We start from the raw sequence: 15430 nt of genomic DNA, 5'->3' as shown, positions 1-15430 counted from the left end.
TTAAACCTCCTCAGCTAGCGACAAGTTTTCATTTTCAAGAATGTTGCTTTCCTCATCAAGTCCAAAGGCGACATTCTTTTCAATCCATTTACGGCGTGGTTCTACTTTGTCACCCATTAGAGTTGTGACGCGGCGTTCCACACGTGCAGCATCATCAATTTTGACCCTGACAAGTGTTCTCGATTCTGGATTCATTGTCGTTTCCCATAGCTGGTCGGCATTCATTTCACCTAACCCTTTGTAGCGCTGAATCGTGTACCCTTTTCCAACTTTCTTCAAAACGTCATCCATTTCTTCATCAGACCATGCGTACTCAATGATTTCTTTTTTCCCTGAGCCTTTGCTGACTTTATATAAAGGCGGGAGTGCAATAAACACTTTGCCATGCTCAATCAGCGGCTTCATATAGCGGTAGAAGAATGTTAAGAGAAGCACTTGAATATGCGCTCCATCCGTATCCGCATCTGTCATGATCACGATTTTGTCATAATTGATGTCTTCTACATTAAAATCGACACCGACGCCTCCACCAATTGCATGAATAATGGTGTTGATTTCTTCGTTTTTGAAAATATCAGCAAGCTTTGCTTTTTCTGTATTGATGACCTTTCCGCGCAGCGGCAGCACCGCCTGGAATTTACGGTCGCGCCCCTGTTTTGCTGACCCGCCCGCTGAGTCACCCTCTACTAGGTATAGTTCGTTTCTTGCTGGGTTTCTAGATTGGGCAGGTGTTAATTTTCCGCTCAGCGTGGCTTCAGACTTTTTCCGTTTCTTACCGCTCCTTGCTTCTTCACGGGCTTTTCTAGCAGCCTCTCTTGCCTGCTGCGCTTTAATTGCTTTTTTCACAAGAAGAGTGGCTGTTTCCCGGTTTTCTTCAAGGAAATACGCAAGTTTTTCAGAAATGACAGCATCAACAGCTGAACGTGCCTCACTTGTCCCAAGCTTTCCTTTTGTCTGCCCTTCAAATTGAAGCAGTTCTTCAGGAATTCTGACAGAAATAATAGCAGACAGTCCTTCGCGAATATCAGTACCTTCTAAATTTTTGTCTTTTTCTTTTAAAAGAGCGACTTTGCGAGCATATTCGTTAAAGGCTCTCGTCATGGCCGTTTTGGCACCAGACTCATGTGTTCCGCCATCTTTTGTTCTGACGTTATTAACGAAGGAAAGGATATTTTCCGAATAGCCATCATTAAATTGAAAAGCAAAATCTACTTCAATGGACTGATGCTCTCCTTCAAATGAGACGACTTCACTCAGAACATCTTTTTCTTCATTTAAATAAGCAACAAAGGCTTCAATGCCTGTCTCATAATAAAACGTTTCTTGTACATCATGCCGTTCATCGATCAGCTCTATTTTTAACCCTTTTAATAAAAAGGCAGATTCTCTTAAACGCTCTGATAATGTATCGAAATTATAGGTCGTAACACTGAACATGGTAGGGTCAGGCTTAAAATGAATCAGTGTTCCCGTTTTTTTCGATTTTCCGATTTTTTCGAGTGATGTGACAGGTTTACCGCCGTTTTCAAAGCGCTGATGATAAATAAATCCGTCACGTTCAATTGTGACAGTGAGCCATTCTGACAGCGCGTTCACAACAGATGCCCCAACTCCGTGAAGTCCACCACTTGTTTTATATCCGCCTTGACCAAATTTTCCGCCTGCGTGCAGGACCGTTAAAATGATCTCGGGTGTCGGTTTTCCAAGCTTATGCATACCAGTAGGCATTCCACGCCCTTTATCTTGGACGGAAATGCTGTTATCTTTATGTATTTTGACAATGATATGATCTCCATGGCCAGCGAGCACTTCATCGACAGAGTTGTCTACAATCTCATAGACAAGGTGATGAAGACCGCGCGAATCCGTAGATCCAATATACATCCCTGGACGTTTACGGACCGCTTCAAGCCCCTCTAGCACCTGAATAGAATCATCGTTATAATCTACTTGCTGCTTTTTAACCAAATGCTTAATCCCCTTTCACTAACAAACATAACCGGCTAATCATCAAATGATCTCTCTAGATTTTAATGATGATCATGCTGCTCATTACTGTCCACTTTAATAAGCTGCATCATCATCATGCATGTGTCATTCACCAATACATGCTCTTTTGCACAGCTATGAGAATCATTCTACATTCTGCAATCAGAACTAGAAGTCCATTATAAACAAGACTGTTTCATAAGCCAAATGCAATCATATGATGGTTTTAGCAAAACAGAACAAATGTTCTATATTTATCTTATCGCTCTTTTTCTCGATATGCAAGGCCGCCGATATGTCCCTGTCGCCTTATTTTATCGCTTTCTTTCAGAATCGCAAATATATTTCTGCAACAAAAAAGCAAAAATCCTTGAAAAACCAAGGATTTTTGACGATTTAATGAGTTTTTGTCATCGCATGGGCCACCTTGATACATAAATCCATGATGGCGACCTTGCCATTTTCCTCAATCAGCCTTTTCGCTTCTTCGTGATATATGCCTTGCTGCGCCCAAAAAACAGGTGCGTCTATTTCGAGAAACTCTTCTGCCACCTCTGGTAAAAACTCTGAACGTCTAAAGACATTGACGATATCAACAGGCTCTTTTATATCTTTTAAAGAAGCGACTGCTTTCACACCGAGTGCTTCATCGATCTTTGGATTCACTGGGATCATCTCATACCCGGCATCCTGCATCGCCTTAGACACCATATAAGACGTCCGGTGCGGCTGATCTGATAATCCAACAACAGCAATTCGTTTACTGCTTTTTAATATACGGCCGATTTCTTCTTTCGTAGGATTGTTCATCAAGACACTCCTTTTCCTCCATTTTAGCGAATTTCTGCTTAAAAACAAAGCCGAATCCATCTGCTTTCGATTTTTTCAAAAAAAGTTCCCCATGTTTTTCACAAGATCATGTTAAAATGTAAGACAAGAGGGAGAATATAAAGGAGTTATGCAGATGTTAATTGCTTTGATGTTTATTTTGGCTTATCTTCTCGGCAGTATTCCATCCGGTCTCATTGTCGGGAAAGCTGCAAAGGGTATCGATATCCGTGAACATGGCAGCGGAAACCTAGGTGCGACGAATGCATTTCGTACACTTGGCGTAAAAGCAGGGTCTATTGTGATTACTGCTGATATCCTAAAAGGGACGCTTGCTTCAGCTTTACCGTTTTTCATGCAGCTGGACATCCATCCCTTATTAGCAGGAGTTGCTGCTGTTATCGGTCACAGCTTTCCTGTCTTTGCAAAATTTAAAGGGGGAAAGGCAGTCGCTACATCAGGCGGTGTGCTGCTATTTTATGCCCCATTCCTATTTATCACGATGATCGCTGCTTTTTTCTTATTTTTATACATTAGTAAATATGTTTCACTATCATCTATGCTGACCGGGATCTATACATTCATTTACAGCATATTCACCAAAGACCTATTCTTAATCATTGTTGTTGCCGTTCTTGCTGGCTTTGTGATCTACAGACACATCGCCAACCTCAAACGAATTCTCAACAAAACTGAACCGAAAATCAAATGGCTCTAGCCGTTTCATCCATTTAAATATGTGGTAAAAGTAAAGAAAAGCTGTTTTTGCATCCTGCATTTTAAAAACAGCATGACTTCAAAAAGGGGCGATCACATTGAAATTAACGATAAAAGAAGATGCACTCAATTGGTACAAGAATGAATTAGATTTAGAAAAAGGTGATCAAGTTCGCTTTTTTGTGAGATATGGCGGGTGCAGTAATGTACAAAAAGGCTTTTCTCTCGGCGTCGCAAAAGATGAACCTCAAAATGCCGGCGCAACCGCTGAAATAGAAGGTATTACTTTCTTTATTGAGGAAAGTGATATTTGGTACTTTGACAACCATGATCTGCATATTGATTATAACGAGTCCGTGAAAGAACCAGAATTTCATTATGAATAAACAAAAAAGATACCTCATCCCTCGGGTATCTTTTTTGTTTTACACTTCAATATTCAGCCCATACTCCTGAATGTTCCCTAAAGATCGTTCCTTTTGCAGAATTCTTTTTTGCGGCTCACCGATCAAGTCAAAATGAGGAAACCCTTCGCGGTCATGAATCCATTCTTTTTTTAGTCCATGTCTTTCTCCCCACTCAACTAACCGCTTCATATCCTGACAGGCTGCTTTTGTGACAGTATTGGCATTTGGAAAACGGTCATCGAGCCAGTAGTGTGTTAAAAAAGCAACTTTTCCTTGCTGGACAGCTGATTTCCAAGCGTTTAAATCGCTTCGTTTAATACCAAAAGCCATAAATTAAACCCGCTTCTTCGACTGTTCATATACTTTATGCCAGGCAGGAAAGGCTTTTCTAAATTGAATAGGTCTAAAGGTGTCTTTATCCACACATATATGTGAGGTTGTCCCTGTAATCGCTGTTTGTCCATCAGGTTTTTGAATTTCATAGCCATACACCGTTTTGACACCATTATATTCTTCAATCCATGTATGAACGGTTGCTGTTTCACCATACAGCAATGGTTTTTTATATTGAACCTGCAAGTCTATAACAGGTGCAAGAGCACCATCTGCTTCTAGCTGCGCATAGGAAAACCCTAATTCTTTAATCAATGCTGTTCTGCCGACTTCCATCCAGATTAAATAATTGGCATGATACACGATGCCCATTTGATCTGTTTCTGCATAACGGACTTCTATTTCTTTTTTTGATACATACACGTTTTCATCGCTCTCCTATCAAAACCTAAGGTCTGTCTCTGCCATTTTACCACATTCCAAATGGTTCTTCTAAAAAGAGGCAATAAAATAAACCAGGAATCCCTGGTTTATTCGGTATAGCCATTCTTTCTTGCCGCTTCTTCGTCCTTGATCTCAGAACGCATCGCGTCAATACTCATTTTGCGGTTTTCGTTTTTTTGTTTGATCATTTGCTTTTCTGTCTCTGTTGAAACGGACATCGCTGCTTCAGATTCATCGATATTGTCAAGTGTGTTCTCGATCATATCTTGCAGCTTTTCAACATTATCAGAACGATCATCTGGATTGGATTGATAGGACTCGTTATTCATGATGATTCCCCTCCTTATTCGCCCTTCGTCTGTATCACATCAGGCTGTTCATTTGATTTATTATGCATCTTTTTACCTTTATTCCGTTTGTATGCTACAGGTTTTGTCCCTAAATGGTCTGGTGTAAACTGTGCTTGTTTATCATGCTCTCTACCCATTATTATTCATCCCTCCCTCTTCTTTAGGATGAACGAAAACGGATAATTCATAACTTATTTCTGTCTAAATCGTTCTTCCAACTTTTCTTCAAGCTGGTTTAAAAATTCCTCATTGCTTAATAATTCTTTTTTATTTTCAAGCACAAGCTCTTCAAATGTGCGTCGTTTTCTTCTTCTCATTCCACTCACCTCCATATATGTATGATTACATTTTCGCCAAAACATTTAGAAAATAAGCAAAAGAGCTGAATCATTATAGATCCAGCTCTTTTTCAATTTCTTTTTTTGTCAGCATTTGATGCTTCACAGACATGATGCGTCCTTTTTCATCTAATATGTATGTCGTTGGGTATGAAAGCACCTGATATCTTGCTTGAATGCCTTTTTGGTCCAATAAAACAGGAAAGCTCACCTTTAATTCTTTTGTGAATGCTGCCACATGATCCACACTCTTTTCAGTGGTCGTTAAATTCACTGCTAGTACTTCAACTTGGTCATTTTCGCTCCTAATCGCGTCTAAATCCGGCATTTCTGTCCTGCACGGCTTACACCATGTCGCCCAAAAATTGACGAGCACCTTTTTCCCTCGGTAATCAGATAACGAGGCGGTTTTGCCGTCAAGGGTTTTCAGTTCAAAATCAGGGGCTTGATCCCCTTTTTCAAGACCGATTGCGGGCTCTTTTGGCCCAAATAAATTCCACGCAAGTAAACCAATCAACACAAGTAAAACAGCGCTTGCCATTCCTTTTTTCCACATGATTGATCCTCCACTATTTTAAAAAAGAAGAGAAAGCTGTTGGATCGCCTTCTCTTCTTTGCTGTATTAGTTGCTTGCCAATTTTTCGCGAAGTACCATTTGAAGGATACCGCCATGACGATAGTAGTCAATTTCGACTTCACTGTCAAAGCGAACCACCACTTCAAACGTTTTCTCGTTTCCATCTGTGTCAATTGCTTTCACAGTGACGAGATCACGTGGACGAACTGTTTCGTCAACATGAACTTCAAATGTTTCTGTTCCTGTTAGACCATGAGTTTCTGCACTTTCTCCATCTTTAAACTGCAGAGGAAGTACGCCCATGAAGACAAGGTTACTTCTGTGGATACGCTCAAAGCTTTCAGCTAGAACAAATTTAATTCCAAGAAGGTTTGTTCCTTTAGCAGCCCAGTCACGTGAAGAACCCATTCCGTAGTCTTTACCTGCTAAGATCGCAAGACCTGTTCCATCCTCTTTATAACGCATGCATGCATCATAAATCGATGTCACTTCACCAGTTGGCCAGTAAGTTGTATAACCGCCTTCTGTTCCTGGTGCAATTTGGTTCTTAATACGGATGTTTGCAAAAGTACCTCTCATCATGACATGGTGGTTACCACGGCGAGATCCATATGAGTTAAAGTCTCTAGGCGATACGCCTCTTTCTTGCAAGTATTTGCCCGCCGGTGTGTCCTTACCAATCGCTCCAGCAGGAGAAATATGGTCAGTTGTGACAGAGTCGCCGAACTTCGCAACGACGCGCAAGCCTTTAAGCGGTTCAACTTTACCAGGTTCAACTGATAGGTTTTCAAAGAATGGCGGGTTTGCAATGTATGTGGAATCTTCATCCCATTTATACAATGCATCATCCGTCGTTTTAATTTCATTCCAGCGGTCATTGTTGTCAAAAACAGTTTCATACTCTGAACGGAATAGCTCAGGTGTGACAGTGCTCTTAACGACGCTGTTGATTTCATCCATTGATGGCCAAATGTCATTGAAATAAACGTTCTCGCCATTTTTATCGACACCGATAGGATCTTTTGTTAAATCAATATTCACCGTACCAGCAAGTGCATAAGCCACAACTAATGGTGGAGATGCAAGGTAGTTCCCTTTCACAAGCGGATGAATACGACCTTCAAAGTTACGGTTACCTGATAAAACAGAAGTGATCAGCAGATCATTTTCAGAGACTGCATCTTCAATTTCTTTCTCAAGCGGTCCGGAGTTTCCGATACATGTTGTACAGCCATATCCAACAATGTTAAATCCGAGGTCTTTTAAATATGGAAGAAGTCCCGAATTCACAAGGTACCCTGTTACAACTTTAGAACCCGGCGCTAGTGACGTTTTCACGTAGTTCGGCACTTTCATACCGAGCTCACTTGCTTTCTTCGCAACAAGACCTGCTCCGATTAACACGTACGGGTTCGATGTATTCGTACAGCTCGTAATCGCTGCAATCGCAATCGCACCTGTCTTCATCACAGCTTTTTCACCGTTTGCAAGATCAAATTCGATTTGTTTATCAAGCTCTGATTTATCTAAGCCAAACCCTTGGTTACCAGCTGGGCTTTCGATGTGTTTATGGAACGTCTCTTTCATTTGAGAAAGTGGAATCAAATCTTGTGGACGTTTAGGACCAGATAAGTTTGACTCAATCTTAGAAAGATCAATTTCCACAACATCAGTAAAAATTGGTTCTTCTGCATCTGGCGTATAGAATAAGCCATTTGCACGAGAATATTCTTCAACGATATTAATTTGCTCTTCATCACGTCCAGTAAGGCGCAGGTAAGCAAGCGCTTCTTCATCTACTGGGAAGAATCCGCAAGTAGCACCGTATTCTGGCGCCATGTTCGCAATGGTTGCACGATCTGCTAACGGCAATTGTGCAACACCAGGTCCGAAGAACTCAACGAACTTGTTCACTACACCTTTTTCACGAAGGACTTGTGTGACTTTTAATGCAAGGTCAGTTGCAGTTGTTCCGTTTGGAAGCTCTCCAACTAATTTAGCACCAATCACTTCTGGTACTGGGAAGTATGAAGGCTGACCAAGCATACCAGCTTCCGCTTCGATACCGCCAACGCCCCATCCAAGTACACCGATACCGTTAATCATCGTTGTATGAGAGTCAGTTCCAACTAATGTATCTGGGTAAGTGATGATCTCGCCATCTTCTTCAATCGCATGAACAACACTTGCAAGATACTCTAAGTTCACTTGGTGAACAATTCCTGTTGCAGGCGGAACAGCTTGGTAATTGTTAAACGCTTTCTTTGCCCAGCTAAGGAAGTTATAACGCTCTGCGTTACGTTCGAATTCTAAATCCATGTTAATGTTTAATGCATCTTCAGTTCCAGCTTTATCAACTTGTACTGAGTGGTCAATCACAAGGTCAACTGGAATTTCAGGGTTGATTTTATCCGGATCCCCGCCTACATCTGCCATTGCTTTTCTTAAAGAAGCAAGGTCAACGACTGCTGGTACACCCGTGAAGTCTTGTAAAATAACACGAGAAGGTTTAAACGGAACATCAATTTCTTTTACCTCGGCAGTTCCCCATTTTGCCAAGTTTTCAACGTGTTCCTTCTTGATCACTCTACCGTCTACTTGGCGAAGCACTGATTCTAAAAGTACCTTAATGGAATAAGGCAGCTTAGAAACATTTCCGATTCCTTGTTTCTCTAGTGCTTCTAACGAATAATAGTGATACGTTTTCCCATTTGTCGAAAACGTTTTTCTAGATTGAAAAGCGTCTTGTTTAGCGACTTGCTGCTGTTTCGACATGTCCAAAATCCCCCTTTTGATGATCAAGATCAATTTCAATTCTCAGAAAAATCGTCGTATTTCACCACAATTTTCTCACAATTTCATCTTAAAACAAATTCATACATAAGTAAATAACAATGCTTTTATTAAATTCAATAAGTTTAACTTATCATTAGGAAATGATTACTCTTCATAAACGAAGCGGGGCGGGCTCATACTACAAATGAGGTGATAGAACATGACAAAACGCAAAGCTAATCATGTCATTAATGGCATGAACGCAGCCAAAAGCCAGGGTAATGGCGCAGGCTATACGGAAGATGATCAGCTCGTTTTAACAGAAGAACAAAGGCAAAACAATAAAAAACGTAAAAAGAATCAATAAGAAGGAGCCAAACATCATGACGAATAAAAACACAGGGAAAGACATCCGTCAAAACTCTCCTAAGGAGCATCAAGGCGGTCAGCCTGAGCCGTTATCAGGCAGTAAAAAAGTGAAAAACCGCAACCATACAAGACAAAAGCACAATTCTCATCATGATATGTAATGATCCCCCTCTCATCCCGTGACCACACGGGATGTTTTAGGTCTTTCACACATTTCCATTTTCATCATATGATTTATTATGAGATGTGATGGAGGAGTGTTTATGGAGAATGAAAAGCAATCGAATTCCTCTGATTTTATTGAAATAGATGATTGGCTCAATGTTTTAATGGATGATCCATTTGCCTGGTATGATGAACACCTCCCAATTGATCTTTATGAAACAAGCCGTGATTATATTATCGAAATCGATGTCTCCACCTTATCGATCACTGATGTAAAGCTGACCTTTGCTGGACATGAGCTGACGTTGACTTACACAGTACAGCATCCAAATGGTGAAGGAGAACAGCCAATTGAAAAAAGCGTGATGCTCCCTTTTTATTTAAACGACAAAGACATTGAAACAGATTATGAAAACCGAATCATATCGATAAAAATTAAAAAATGTTCCGACCATCCAAACGGTGCATTTTCCTTTCAAATCCCGCACTTCAAACATTAAGAGCCCACCTTTATATAGGTGGGCTCTCTTCCCGTTCGTTTCAAGTCAATACCTTTTGCGAACCACCATGGCCAAATAGTAGAGTCGCTATATGATAATGTATTCTTTTTCTACTAATTGGTTTGGGTCATTCTAGTAAATGGGCGGCTATCAATGAAAAAGGGCGTTTATAGAGAAAATAGACATACATTTTTGTTATTTTCTTCTATCCTCTCTTCATGTAATATAAAATAGAGAGATAAGGGGTATAAGGAGTGAGAACATGTTAAGCGGCTGGTTTTTGTGGTTCATTTTATTTTGGGGTACAGTGATGATCGGATTACTCGCAATCGGTGGCTTTTTTATGTTTCGTAAATTTTTAAAACGATTGCCAAAGGAAGATGGTAAATCAGAGCTTGATTGGCAGGATGAATATATTCAAAAGAGCCTTCACCTATGGCGGGATGAGGACAAACAGCTGTTAAATGAACTCGTATTACCTGTTCCAGAGCTGTTTAGAGATGTTGCCAAAGAGAAAATTGCGGGTAAAATTGGCGAGCTGGCATTAAAAGAACAGGCTGCCAGCATTAATTTAGACTTAATCATTCGCGGCTACATTATGGCCACACCAAAGAGGGATCATAAGTTTTTACTGAAGCGCCTTCAAGAAAAAAACATTGATCACTCGCCATATGAATCGTTATTAAAATAACCTCCTTTAAAAAGGAGGTTTAATTCATTTGAATCTGCTGCGGATCTAATTGTTTAGACAGCTTTCTAAACGATAAATACATGGCAACCCGCCAAGGCACGATCATGCCAAAGGCAAGAATCCAAAACATCCCGCTTAATGAACCATAATCAATAGAAGAGCTTAGGATGGTCTTCATCCCGATACGAAGGACAAGAAGTCCAATGAGAATGAACACAAATGCTTTTGACCGTTTTAAGTAGATGTCATTGCCTCTAATTTCAAACTTCGATGTTTTGATTAAAAATATGGAGAAAAACATCCCCACTGTGATCGCTTCTAGAAATTCAGCTCCAGTTACCCGAAACATAGGAACAAAAAACATCAATGCGCCAGTGCTCATGAAAATAGGAGGTAAAATAATTTTTTTCGCAGTTGCAGGTTTTGCAGATGACTTAATGCGAATAAACATGACGGCCACCGCCATACATATTGCAATTATAGAAGAGATCAAGATCATCATATCAAATCATTCCTTTATTCTTTAAGGTCAGCCTATGTATAATATACTCCAATTGACGAAAAAAAACCATTCGCCGCGACTGTAGAAAACGATTTCAAAAGCCTGTAAAGCCGCCAAACAATGATGAGAACATGATGATAATCCATGTCAGAAGATCAAAGAACAGCAAAATCCCTACCACAATCATAATGATTCCGCCAACTCGCATGATGAGCTGCTGACGTTTTCTGATCCACGCCATTTTCGTAATGAAAAAGGAGAGAATAAAAAACGGGACGGCAAATCCGAATACATACGCAATCATATACATGACAGCCGACTCAGGATTGTTACTCGCCAGTGTGATGACAGCGGATAAAATAGGTCCTGTACAAGGTGTCCATCCAGCGGCAAAGCCCATTCCGATGAGAATGGATCCAAAAAAACCAGCAGGACGATTTTTGAACTGGATTCTCTTTTCGCCCATGAGGAAAGAGGGCTTAAATACGCCAAGAGTCATAAAACCAAAGAAAATAATGAGGATGGCTCCAATTTGACGAATCGCTTGATGATAATCATAAAAAAACTTCCCGACAAACGATGTCCCAAAGCCAATCGCAATAAATATAATAGAGAACCCAACTAAAAAAAATAAAGTATGAAGCAGACTTCTTCTTCTCAGCATCACCTTCTCGGATTTCACTTCATCTATACTAACGCCCGTAATATACGATAAAAATGCTGGATAAAGCGGCAGACAGCACGGTGAAATAAAAGAAAGAAATCCTGCTCCAAATGCTAAAAAGTAATTCAAATCTGTCAAAAGAGCACCCCCTTCTTACAATATACAATAAGAGATGACAAAATCATTTCATTTTTTTTACATCACCTCAATAAAGATGGTCTATTCTCTTAAAACCTTATATAATTTAATTTGACATCAAGATAATGAATCCTTTAAATTTGAAAATAAACCTTAAAATGGATATAATAGAATCGATTCTTTTTATCAAGATTTGCATGAAAGGAACATGACTTTGGTAAAAACATCATTATTAACTCAAATCGAAGAAAAAAGAGAAGAGCTGATGAAAGTTGTCTTGCATAATGGGATGACATCAACAGTGACCATCGAACATAGCCAGCAGCTAGATCATCTCCTCTTACAATATCAACGACACTTACACTCAAACTCAGCCAACTAATCATACTTCATGATATCAAACATGCCGTACCATTTTTAGAACAGTTGATATGTGTGACCATAAACGAAACAAAAACCTCTGACATAGGGGTTTTTTGTTTTTCACATGCTCTTGACGCCATAATAAAAACCACCTTCCCTGCTTCATTCATGCAAGTACAGTGGTTTTAAGCGTCTGATGAAGGTGAATTGAATAAAGAAAGGACAACGCTTGTCCATTCTTTAAAACCATGTTCCATCTATGATCATAATATCGTACGTATTATTTCGCTTGGTTGTTCATGGCTTTCATCATTTGATTGATTTTCTTCTGGGACGGTTTCATGCCCATTTGCATCATCATCATTCGAAGCATTTGTTCATTAATCGGTGGATTCTTTTTCAAATAGCTCATCATATACTTACGAGCAATAAAGAATCCGAGTGCAACTCCTGCAAGCAGTGCAACAACGCCTACAAGGATGACAACCCATAAATCCATAATTCTTCCTCCTTCATGTTGTCTCGTATAAAGTGTACTAAACAAAAGGCTATTATACAACATTTCACGTTCAATTTTATTTTTTTAAACAAAATTCCTCACTTTTACTGGATTGAGCCATCCGTGTTTCTTTGAACTAAAGTCCATCGCAAGAAAACAAGGGCTGATTTTTCTCAGCACTTCAAAAAACACGGCTTCTGCCTCATAACTGCCAGTGGCAGACATTTGAATATACCGGTCTTTAATAATAAATGCTACAGTTCCTTTTCCATCTGGTAAGGAAGCGCTGTAAATCGAGCCTATTTGTGTATAGTGAATGTTCGTTAAGTTATTCATTAGACGCTGGTGCATATGAAAAGCAGGGATTCGTTTCGTCACATAATCCACTTGCTTCACAAGCATAACCAACTCATCGTCAGTGCGGTTCGTCCAATGTAACGACTCAAACAAATGAAACAAAATCGATTCTCTGCCAAAATAGTGATGCGCAAATTCATCCTCAATCCAATAAATATAATAATGACGTTCCATGTCTATCCCTTCCTTTCACATTTCGTCAATCTCGTTTATTGCTTGTATTATACAAAAATGTGAAAGAAAGAATTGTCTATATATGAAGCAAGAAGAAACTAGTTTTGTCAAAAAAACAAGAAAAAAGAAAAAAGTTTGCAGAGCGGATGAAAATGCTCTGCAAACAGATAGCAAAAAAGCATGATGCTTGGAGTTCGTTTATTTATTTAGCTTCGCTTTCACACGGCTGACTACATTGCTGACAGTAAAGCCGTATTTCTCGATAATGGTTTCTCCTGGTGCAGAAGCGCCAAATTTATCAATTGCAATCACGTCACCATCAAGACCAGTGTAACGCTCCCAGCCAAGTGAAGCACCCATTTCAATTGCAATACGTGCACGTACTGCTTTAGGAAGAACGGATTCTTTGTATTCGTCTGACTGCTGATCGAAGCGATCCCATGCAGGAAGGCTGACAACAGATGCGCGGATACCTTCTTTTTCAAGTGCCTTTTGCGCTTCAATGGCTAAACCAACCTCAGATCCTGAAGCGAGTAGAAGTGCTTCTGGCTGTGCATCAGCTGCTTCAACCACAACGTATCCACCTTTTTCTACTCCCTCATATGCCTTCTCTGGTGCCTGGTCAATCGTTGGAAGGTTTTGACGAGTAAGAACTAGTGCTGTCGGTTTATCCGTTGAAGATACAGCTAGTTTCCACGCTGCAGCTGTTTCATTTCCATCTGCTGGGCGGATAACGGAAAGGTTAGGCATCGCACGCAGTGAAGCAAGCTGTTCAACCGGTTCATGCGTCGGACCATCTTCACCAACAGCGATACTATCATGAGTAAAGACGTATGTGACTGGAAGTCCCATTAAGGCAGCAAGACGAATTGCTGGTCTTAAGTAATCTGAGAAAACAAAGAACGTTCCGCCGAATACACGAAGACCGCCGTGAAGTGCCATACCATTGAGTGCTGCACCCATTGCAAACTCTCTGACACCGAACCAAATGTTTTTGCCGGCATAATTATTTTTACCGAAATCATCTGTGTTTTTAATCGTTGTTTTATTTGATCCAGCAAGATCAGCAGACCCGCCAATAAAGAAAGGTACTTGCTTCGCAATGCCATTTAACACTTCACCTGAGGATGCGCGGGAGGCAAGGCTTGAACCTGCTTCATAAACAGGAACCTCTTGATCCCAATTTTCAGGAAGCTTTCCTTCAATCGCAAGCTTCAGCTGTGCTGCCAGCTCTGGATATTCTTTTTCGTATTGCGCAAACAATTCATTCCACGCTGCTTCTTTTTTCTGTCCAGCGTCTTTGACAGCTTCTTTGAAATGATCGTACACTTCAGAAGGTACATGGAAATCTTCTTCAAACGTCCAAGAGTAAGCTTCCTTCGTCAGCTTTGCTTCCTCACTGCCAAGCGGTGCACCATGCACACCAGACGTTCCCGCACGGTTTGGCGATCCGAAACCGATCGTTGTTTTCACTTCGATTAATGTAGGTCTGTCTGTGCTTTGCTTCGCCTTTTCAATAGCAGCTGTTACTTCTTCGATGTTGTTGCCGTCTTTCACGTAAAGAACTTCCCAGTTCATCGCTTCAAAACGATTCTTCACATTTTCAGAGAATGAACGATCTAAATCGCCATCTAAAGAAATGTCATTTGAATCGTAAAGAACGATTAAACGGCCTAAGCCTAAATGACCAGCAAGTGAAGCTGCTTCAGAGGAAATTCCCTCCATTAAGTCTCCATCTCCGCAAATGCTGTATGTATAGTGGTCTACAACATGAAAGTTGTCTTTGTTATACGTTTCCGCAAGATGTCTTTCTGCAAGTGCCATTCCTACTGCCATAGCAATTCCCTGGCCTAGTGGACCCGTTGTCGCGTCTACGCCTTCTGTGTGTCCAAATTCAGGATGTCCAGGTGTTTTGCTTCCCCATTGGCGGAATTGTTTTAAATCGTCAATGCTCAGATTGTATCCGCTTAAATGAAGCATGCTGTATAGAAGCATAGAACCATGGCCCGCAGATAAAACAAAGCGGTCTCTGTTAAACCAATTTGGATTTTGCGGACTTACGTTTAAGTGATTCGTCCATAAAGCGTACGCCATTGGTGCAGCACCCATCGGCATTCCTGGGTGACCGGAATTCGCTTTTTCAATTGCGTCTATGGAGAGAGTACGTATTGTTGCAATAGATTTCAATTCAATCGTTTCCATATAAATCCCCTTCCGTATCTTGTGTACACCATTATCATAAATCTACTG

22 protein-coding genes are annotated in these 15430 nt (G+C 40.5%); 7 read left to right on the top strand and 15 right to left on the bottom strand.

Going from position 1 to position 15430, the window contains the following annotated elements:
* The 3 genes from parE to H7F25_RS19305 form a co-directional block, all read right to left on the bottom strand.
* Positions 1-1968: a DNA topoisomerase IV subunit B gene (gene parE / locus H7F25_RS07580; protein WP_024425148.1), complete on the bottom strand. Its 1968-nt coding sequence runs from the start codon at positions 1966-1968 to the stop codon at positions 1-3.
* Positions 1969-2385: 417 nt separating this feature from the next.
* Entirely contained in the window at positions 2386-2799 is a 414-nt protein-coding gene (locus H7F25_RS07575; protein ID WP_185854436.1) for a CoA-binding protein, read from the bottom strand.
* Positions 2750-2878 carry a hypothetical protein gene (locus tag H7F25_RS19305; protein WP_254966706.1) on the bottom strand — a complete coding sequence of 43 codons (129 nt, stop codon included), beginning with the start codon at positions 2876-2878 and terminating at the stop codon, positions 2750-2752. The genes H7F25_RS07575 and H7F25_RS19305 overlap by 50 nt, the downstream gene beginning before the upstream one ends.
* A 75-nt stretch (positions 2879-2953) precedes the next feature.
* Between H7F25_RS19305 and plsY the strand changes: the two genes are divergently transcribed.
* Entirely contained in the window at positions 2954-3535 is a 582-nt protein-coding gene (gene plsY / locus H7F25_RS07570; protein ID WP_024425146.1) for a glycerol-3-phosphate 1-O-acyltransferase PlsY, read from the top strand.
* A 97-nt stretch (positions 3536-3632) separates the two neighbouring features.
* Complete coding sequence (locus H7F25_RS07565; protein WP_056766600.1) at positions 3633-3920, top strand: HesB/YadR/YfhF family protein; 288 nt, start codon at positions 3633-3635, stop codon at positions 3918-3920.
* Between the two features lie 39 nt (positions 3921-3959).
* Here H7F25_RS07565 and H7F25_RS07560 read toward each other — a convergent pair whose 3' ends face one another.
* The 7 genes from H7F25_RS07560 to acnA all read right to left on the bottom strand — a co-directional run bounded on the left by H7F25_RS07560 (position 3960) and on the right by acnA (position 8758).
* A complete protein-coding gene (locus H7F25_RS07560; RefSeq protein WP_185854435.1) occupies positions 3960-4271 on the bottom strand; it encodes a hypothetical protein in 312 nt (103 codons plus the stop codon).
* Positions 4272-4274: 3 nt separating this feature from the next.
* On the bottom strand, positions 4275-4697 hold the full coding sequence (locus H7F25_RS07555) for an acyl-CoA thioesterase (RefSeq protein ID WP_024427091.1): 423 nt from the start codon (positions 4695-4697) through the stop codon (positions 4275-4277).
* Between the two features lie 107 nt (positions 4698-4804).
* On the bottom strand, positions 4805-5047 hold the full coding sequence (gene tlp, locus H7F25_RS07550; protein ID WP_024427090.1) for a small acid-soluble spore protein Tlp: 243 nt from the start codon (positions 5045-5047) through the stop codon (positions 4805-4807).
* A 14-nt stretch (positions 5048-5061) separates the two neighbouring features.
* A complete protein-coding gene (locus tag H7F25_RS07545) occupies positions 5062-5205 on the bottom strand; it encodes an acid-soluble spore protein N (RefSeq protein ID WP_008357830.1) in 144 nt (47 codons plus the stop codon).
* Between the two features lie 54 nt (positions 5206-5259).
* On the bottom strand, positions 5260-5385 hold the full coding sequence (locus H7F25_RS07540) for an FbpB family small basic protein (RefSeq protein WP_003211002.1): 126 nt from the start codon (positions 5383-5385) through the stop codon (positions 5260-5262).
* A gap of 73 nt (positions 5386-5458) precedes the next feature.
* A complete protein-coding gene (locus tag H7F25_RS07535; RefSeq protein ID WP_024425141.1) occupies positions 5459-5962 on the bottom strand; it encodes a TlpA family protein disulfide reductase in 504 nt (167 codons plus the stop codon).
* Between the two features lie 66 nt (positions 5963-6028).
* Complete coding sequence (gene acnA, locus H7F25_RS07530) at positions 6029-8758, bottom strand: aconitate hydratase AcnA (RefSeq protein WP_172881695.1); 2730 nt, start codon at positions 8756-8758, stop codon at positions 6029-6031.
* Positions 8759-8978: 220 nt separating this feature from the next.
* Between acnA and sspO the strand changes: the two genes are divergently transcribed.
* From sspO to H7F25_RS07510, 4 genes are all read left to right on the top strand, one after another.
* Positions 8979-9125, top strand: coding sequence for a small acid-soluble spore protein O (sspO, locus tag H7F25_RS07525; protein WP_034283440.1), 147 nt, complete (start codon positions 8979-8981; stop codon positions 9123-9125).
* Positions 9126-9141: 16 nt separating this feature from the next.
* The gene (locus H7F25_RS07520; RefSeq protein ID WP_003211331.1) at positions 9142-9288 is read left to right on the top strand and encodes a small acid-soluble spore protein P; all 147 of its coding nucleotides are present in this window, start codon (positions 9142-9144) and stop codon (positions 9286-9288) included.
* Positions 9289-9390: 102 nt separating this feature from the next.
* Entirely contained in the window at positions 9391-9792 is a 402-nt protein-coding gene (locus H7F25_RS07515) for an Hsp20/alpha crystallin family protein (protein ID WP_024425138.1), read from the top strand.
* Between the two features lie 262 nt (positions 9793-10054).
* Positions 10055-10483 carry a DUF2621 domain-containing protein gene (locus tag H7F25_RS07510; RefSeq protein WP_024427086.1) on the top strand — a complete coding sequence of 143 codons (429 nt, stop codon included), beginning with the start codon at positions 10055-10057 and terminating at the stop codon, positions 10481-10483.
* Positions 10484-10502: 19 nt separating this feature from the next.
* Here H7F25_RS07510 and H7F25_RS07505 read toward each other — a convergent pair whose 3' ends face one another.
* Together H7F25_RS07505 and H7F25_RS07500 are read right to left on the bottom strand one after the other, a co-directional pair.
* On the bottom strand, positions 10503-10985 hold the full coding sequence (locus H7F25_RS07505) for a CcdC family protein (protein WP_047203110.1): 483 nt from the start codon (positions 10983-10985) through the stop codon (positions 10503-10505).
* Between the two features lie 94 nt (positions 10986-11079).
* Positions 11080-11787 (bottom strand): cytochrome c biogenesis protein CcdA, encoded by a 708-nt coding sequence (locus tag H7F25_RS07500; RefSeq protein WP_185854434.1) that lies wholly within the window; start codon positions 11785-11787, stop codon positions 11080-11082.
* 208 nt (positions 11788-11995) lie between these two features.
* Between H7F25_RS07500 and H7F25_RS07495 the strand changes: the two genes are divergently transcribed.
* Positions 11996-12169: an aspartyl-phosphate phosphatase Spo0E family protein gene (locus tag H7F25_RS07495; protein WP_369810454.1), complete on the top strand. Its 174-nt coding sequence runs from the start codon at positions 11996-11998 to the stop codon at positions 12167-12169.
* Positions 12170-12430: 261 nt separating this feature from the next.
* Here H7F25_RS07495 and H7F25_RS07490 read toward each other — a convergent pair whose 3' ends face one another.
* The 3 genes from H7F25_RS07490 to tkt all read right to left on the bottom strand — a co-directional run bounded on the left by H7F25_RS07490 (position 12431) and on the right by tkt (position 15382).
* Positions 12431-12649 (bottom strand): YneF family protein, encoded by a 219-nt coding sequence (locus H7F25_RS07490; protein WP_003212379.1) that lies wholly within the window; start codon positions 12647-12649, stop codon positions 12431-12433.
* A gap of 84 nt (positions 12650-12733) precedes the next feature.
* Positions 12734-13180 (bottom strand): sporulation inhibitor of replication protein SirA, encoded by a 447-nt coding sequence (gene sirA, locus H7F25_RS07485; RefSeq protein ID WP_185854433.1) that lies wholly within the window; start codon positions 13178-13180, stop codon positions 12734-12736.
* 198 nt (positions 13181-13378) lie between these two features.
* Positions 13379-15382 carry a transketolase gene (gene tkt, locus H7F25_RS07480; RefSeq protein WP_024425133.1) on the bottom strand — a complete coding sequence of 668 codons (2004 nt, stop codon included), beginning with the start codon at positions 15380-15382 and terminating at the stop codon, positions 13379-13381.
* Positions 15383-15430 lie beyond the last annotated feature (48 nt).

Origin of the sequence: Bacillus sp. PAMC28571 (assembly GCF_014250435.1) — a bacterium.
Taxonomy (GTDB): domain Bacteria; phylum Bacillota; class Bacilli; order Bacillales; family Bacillaceae; genus Bacillus; species Bacillus safensis.
Note: the sequence above shows the minus strand (reverse complement) of the source record. Positions and strands in the feature narration are given on the sequence as shown.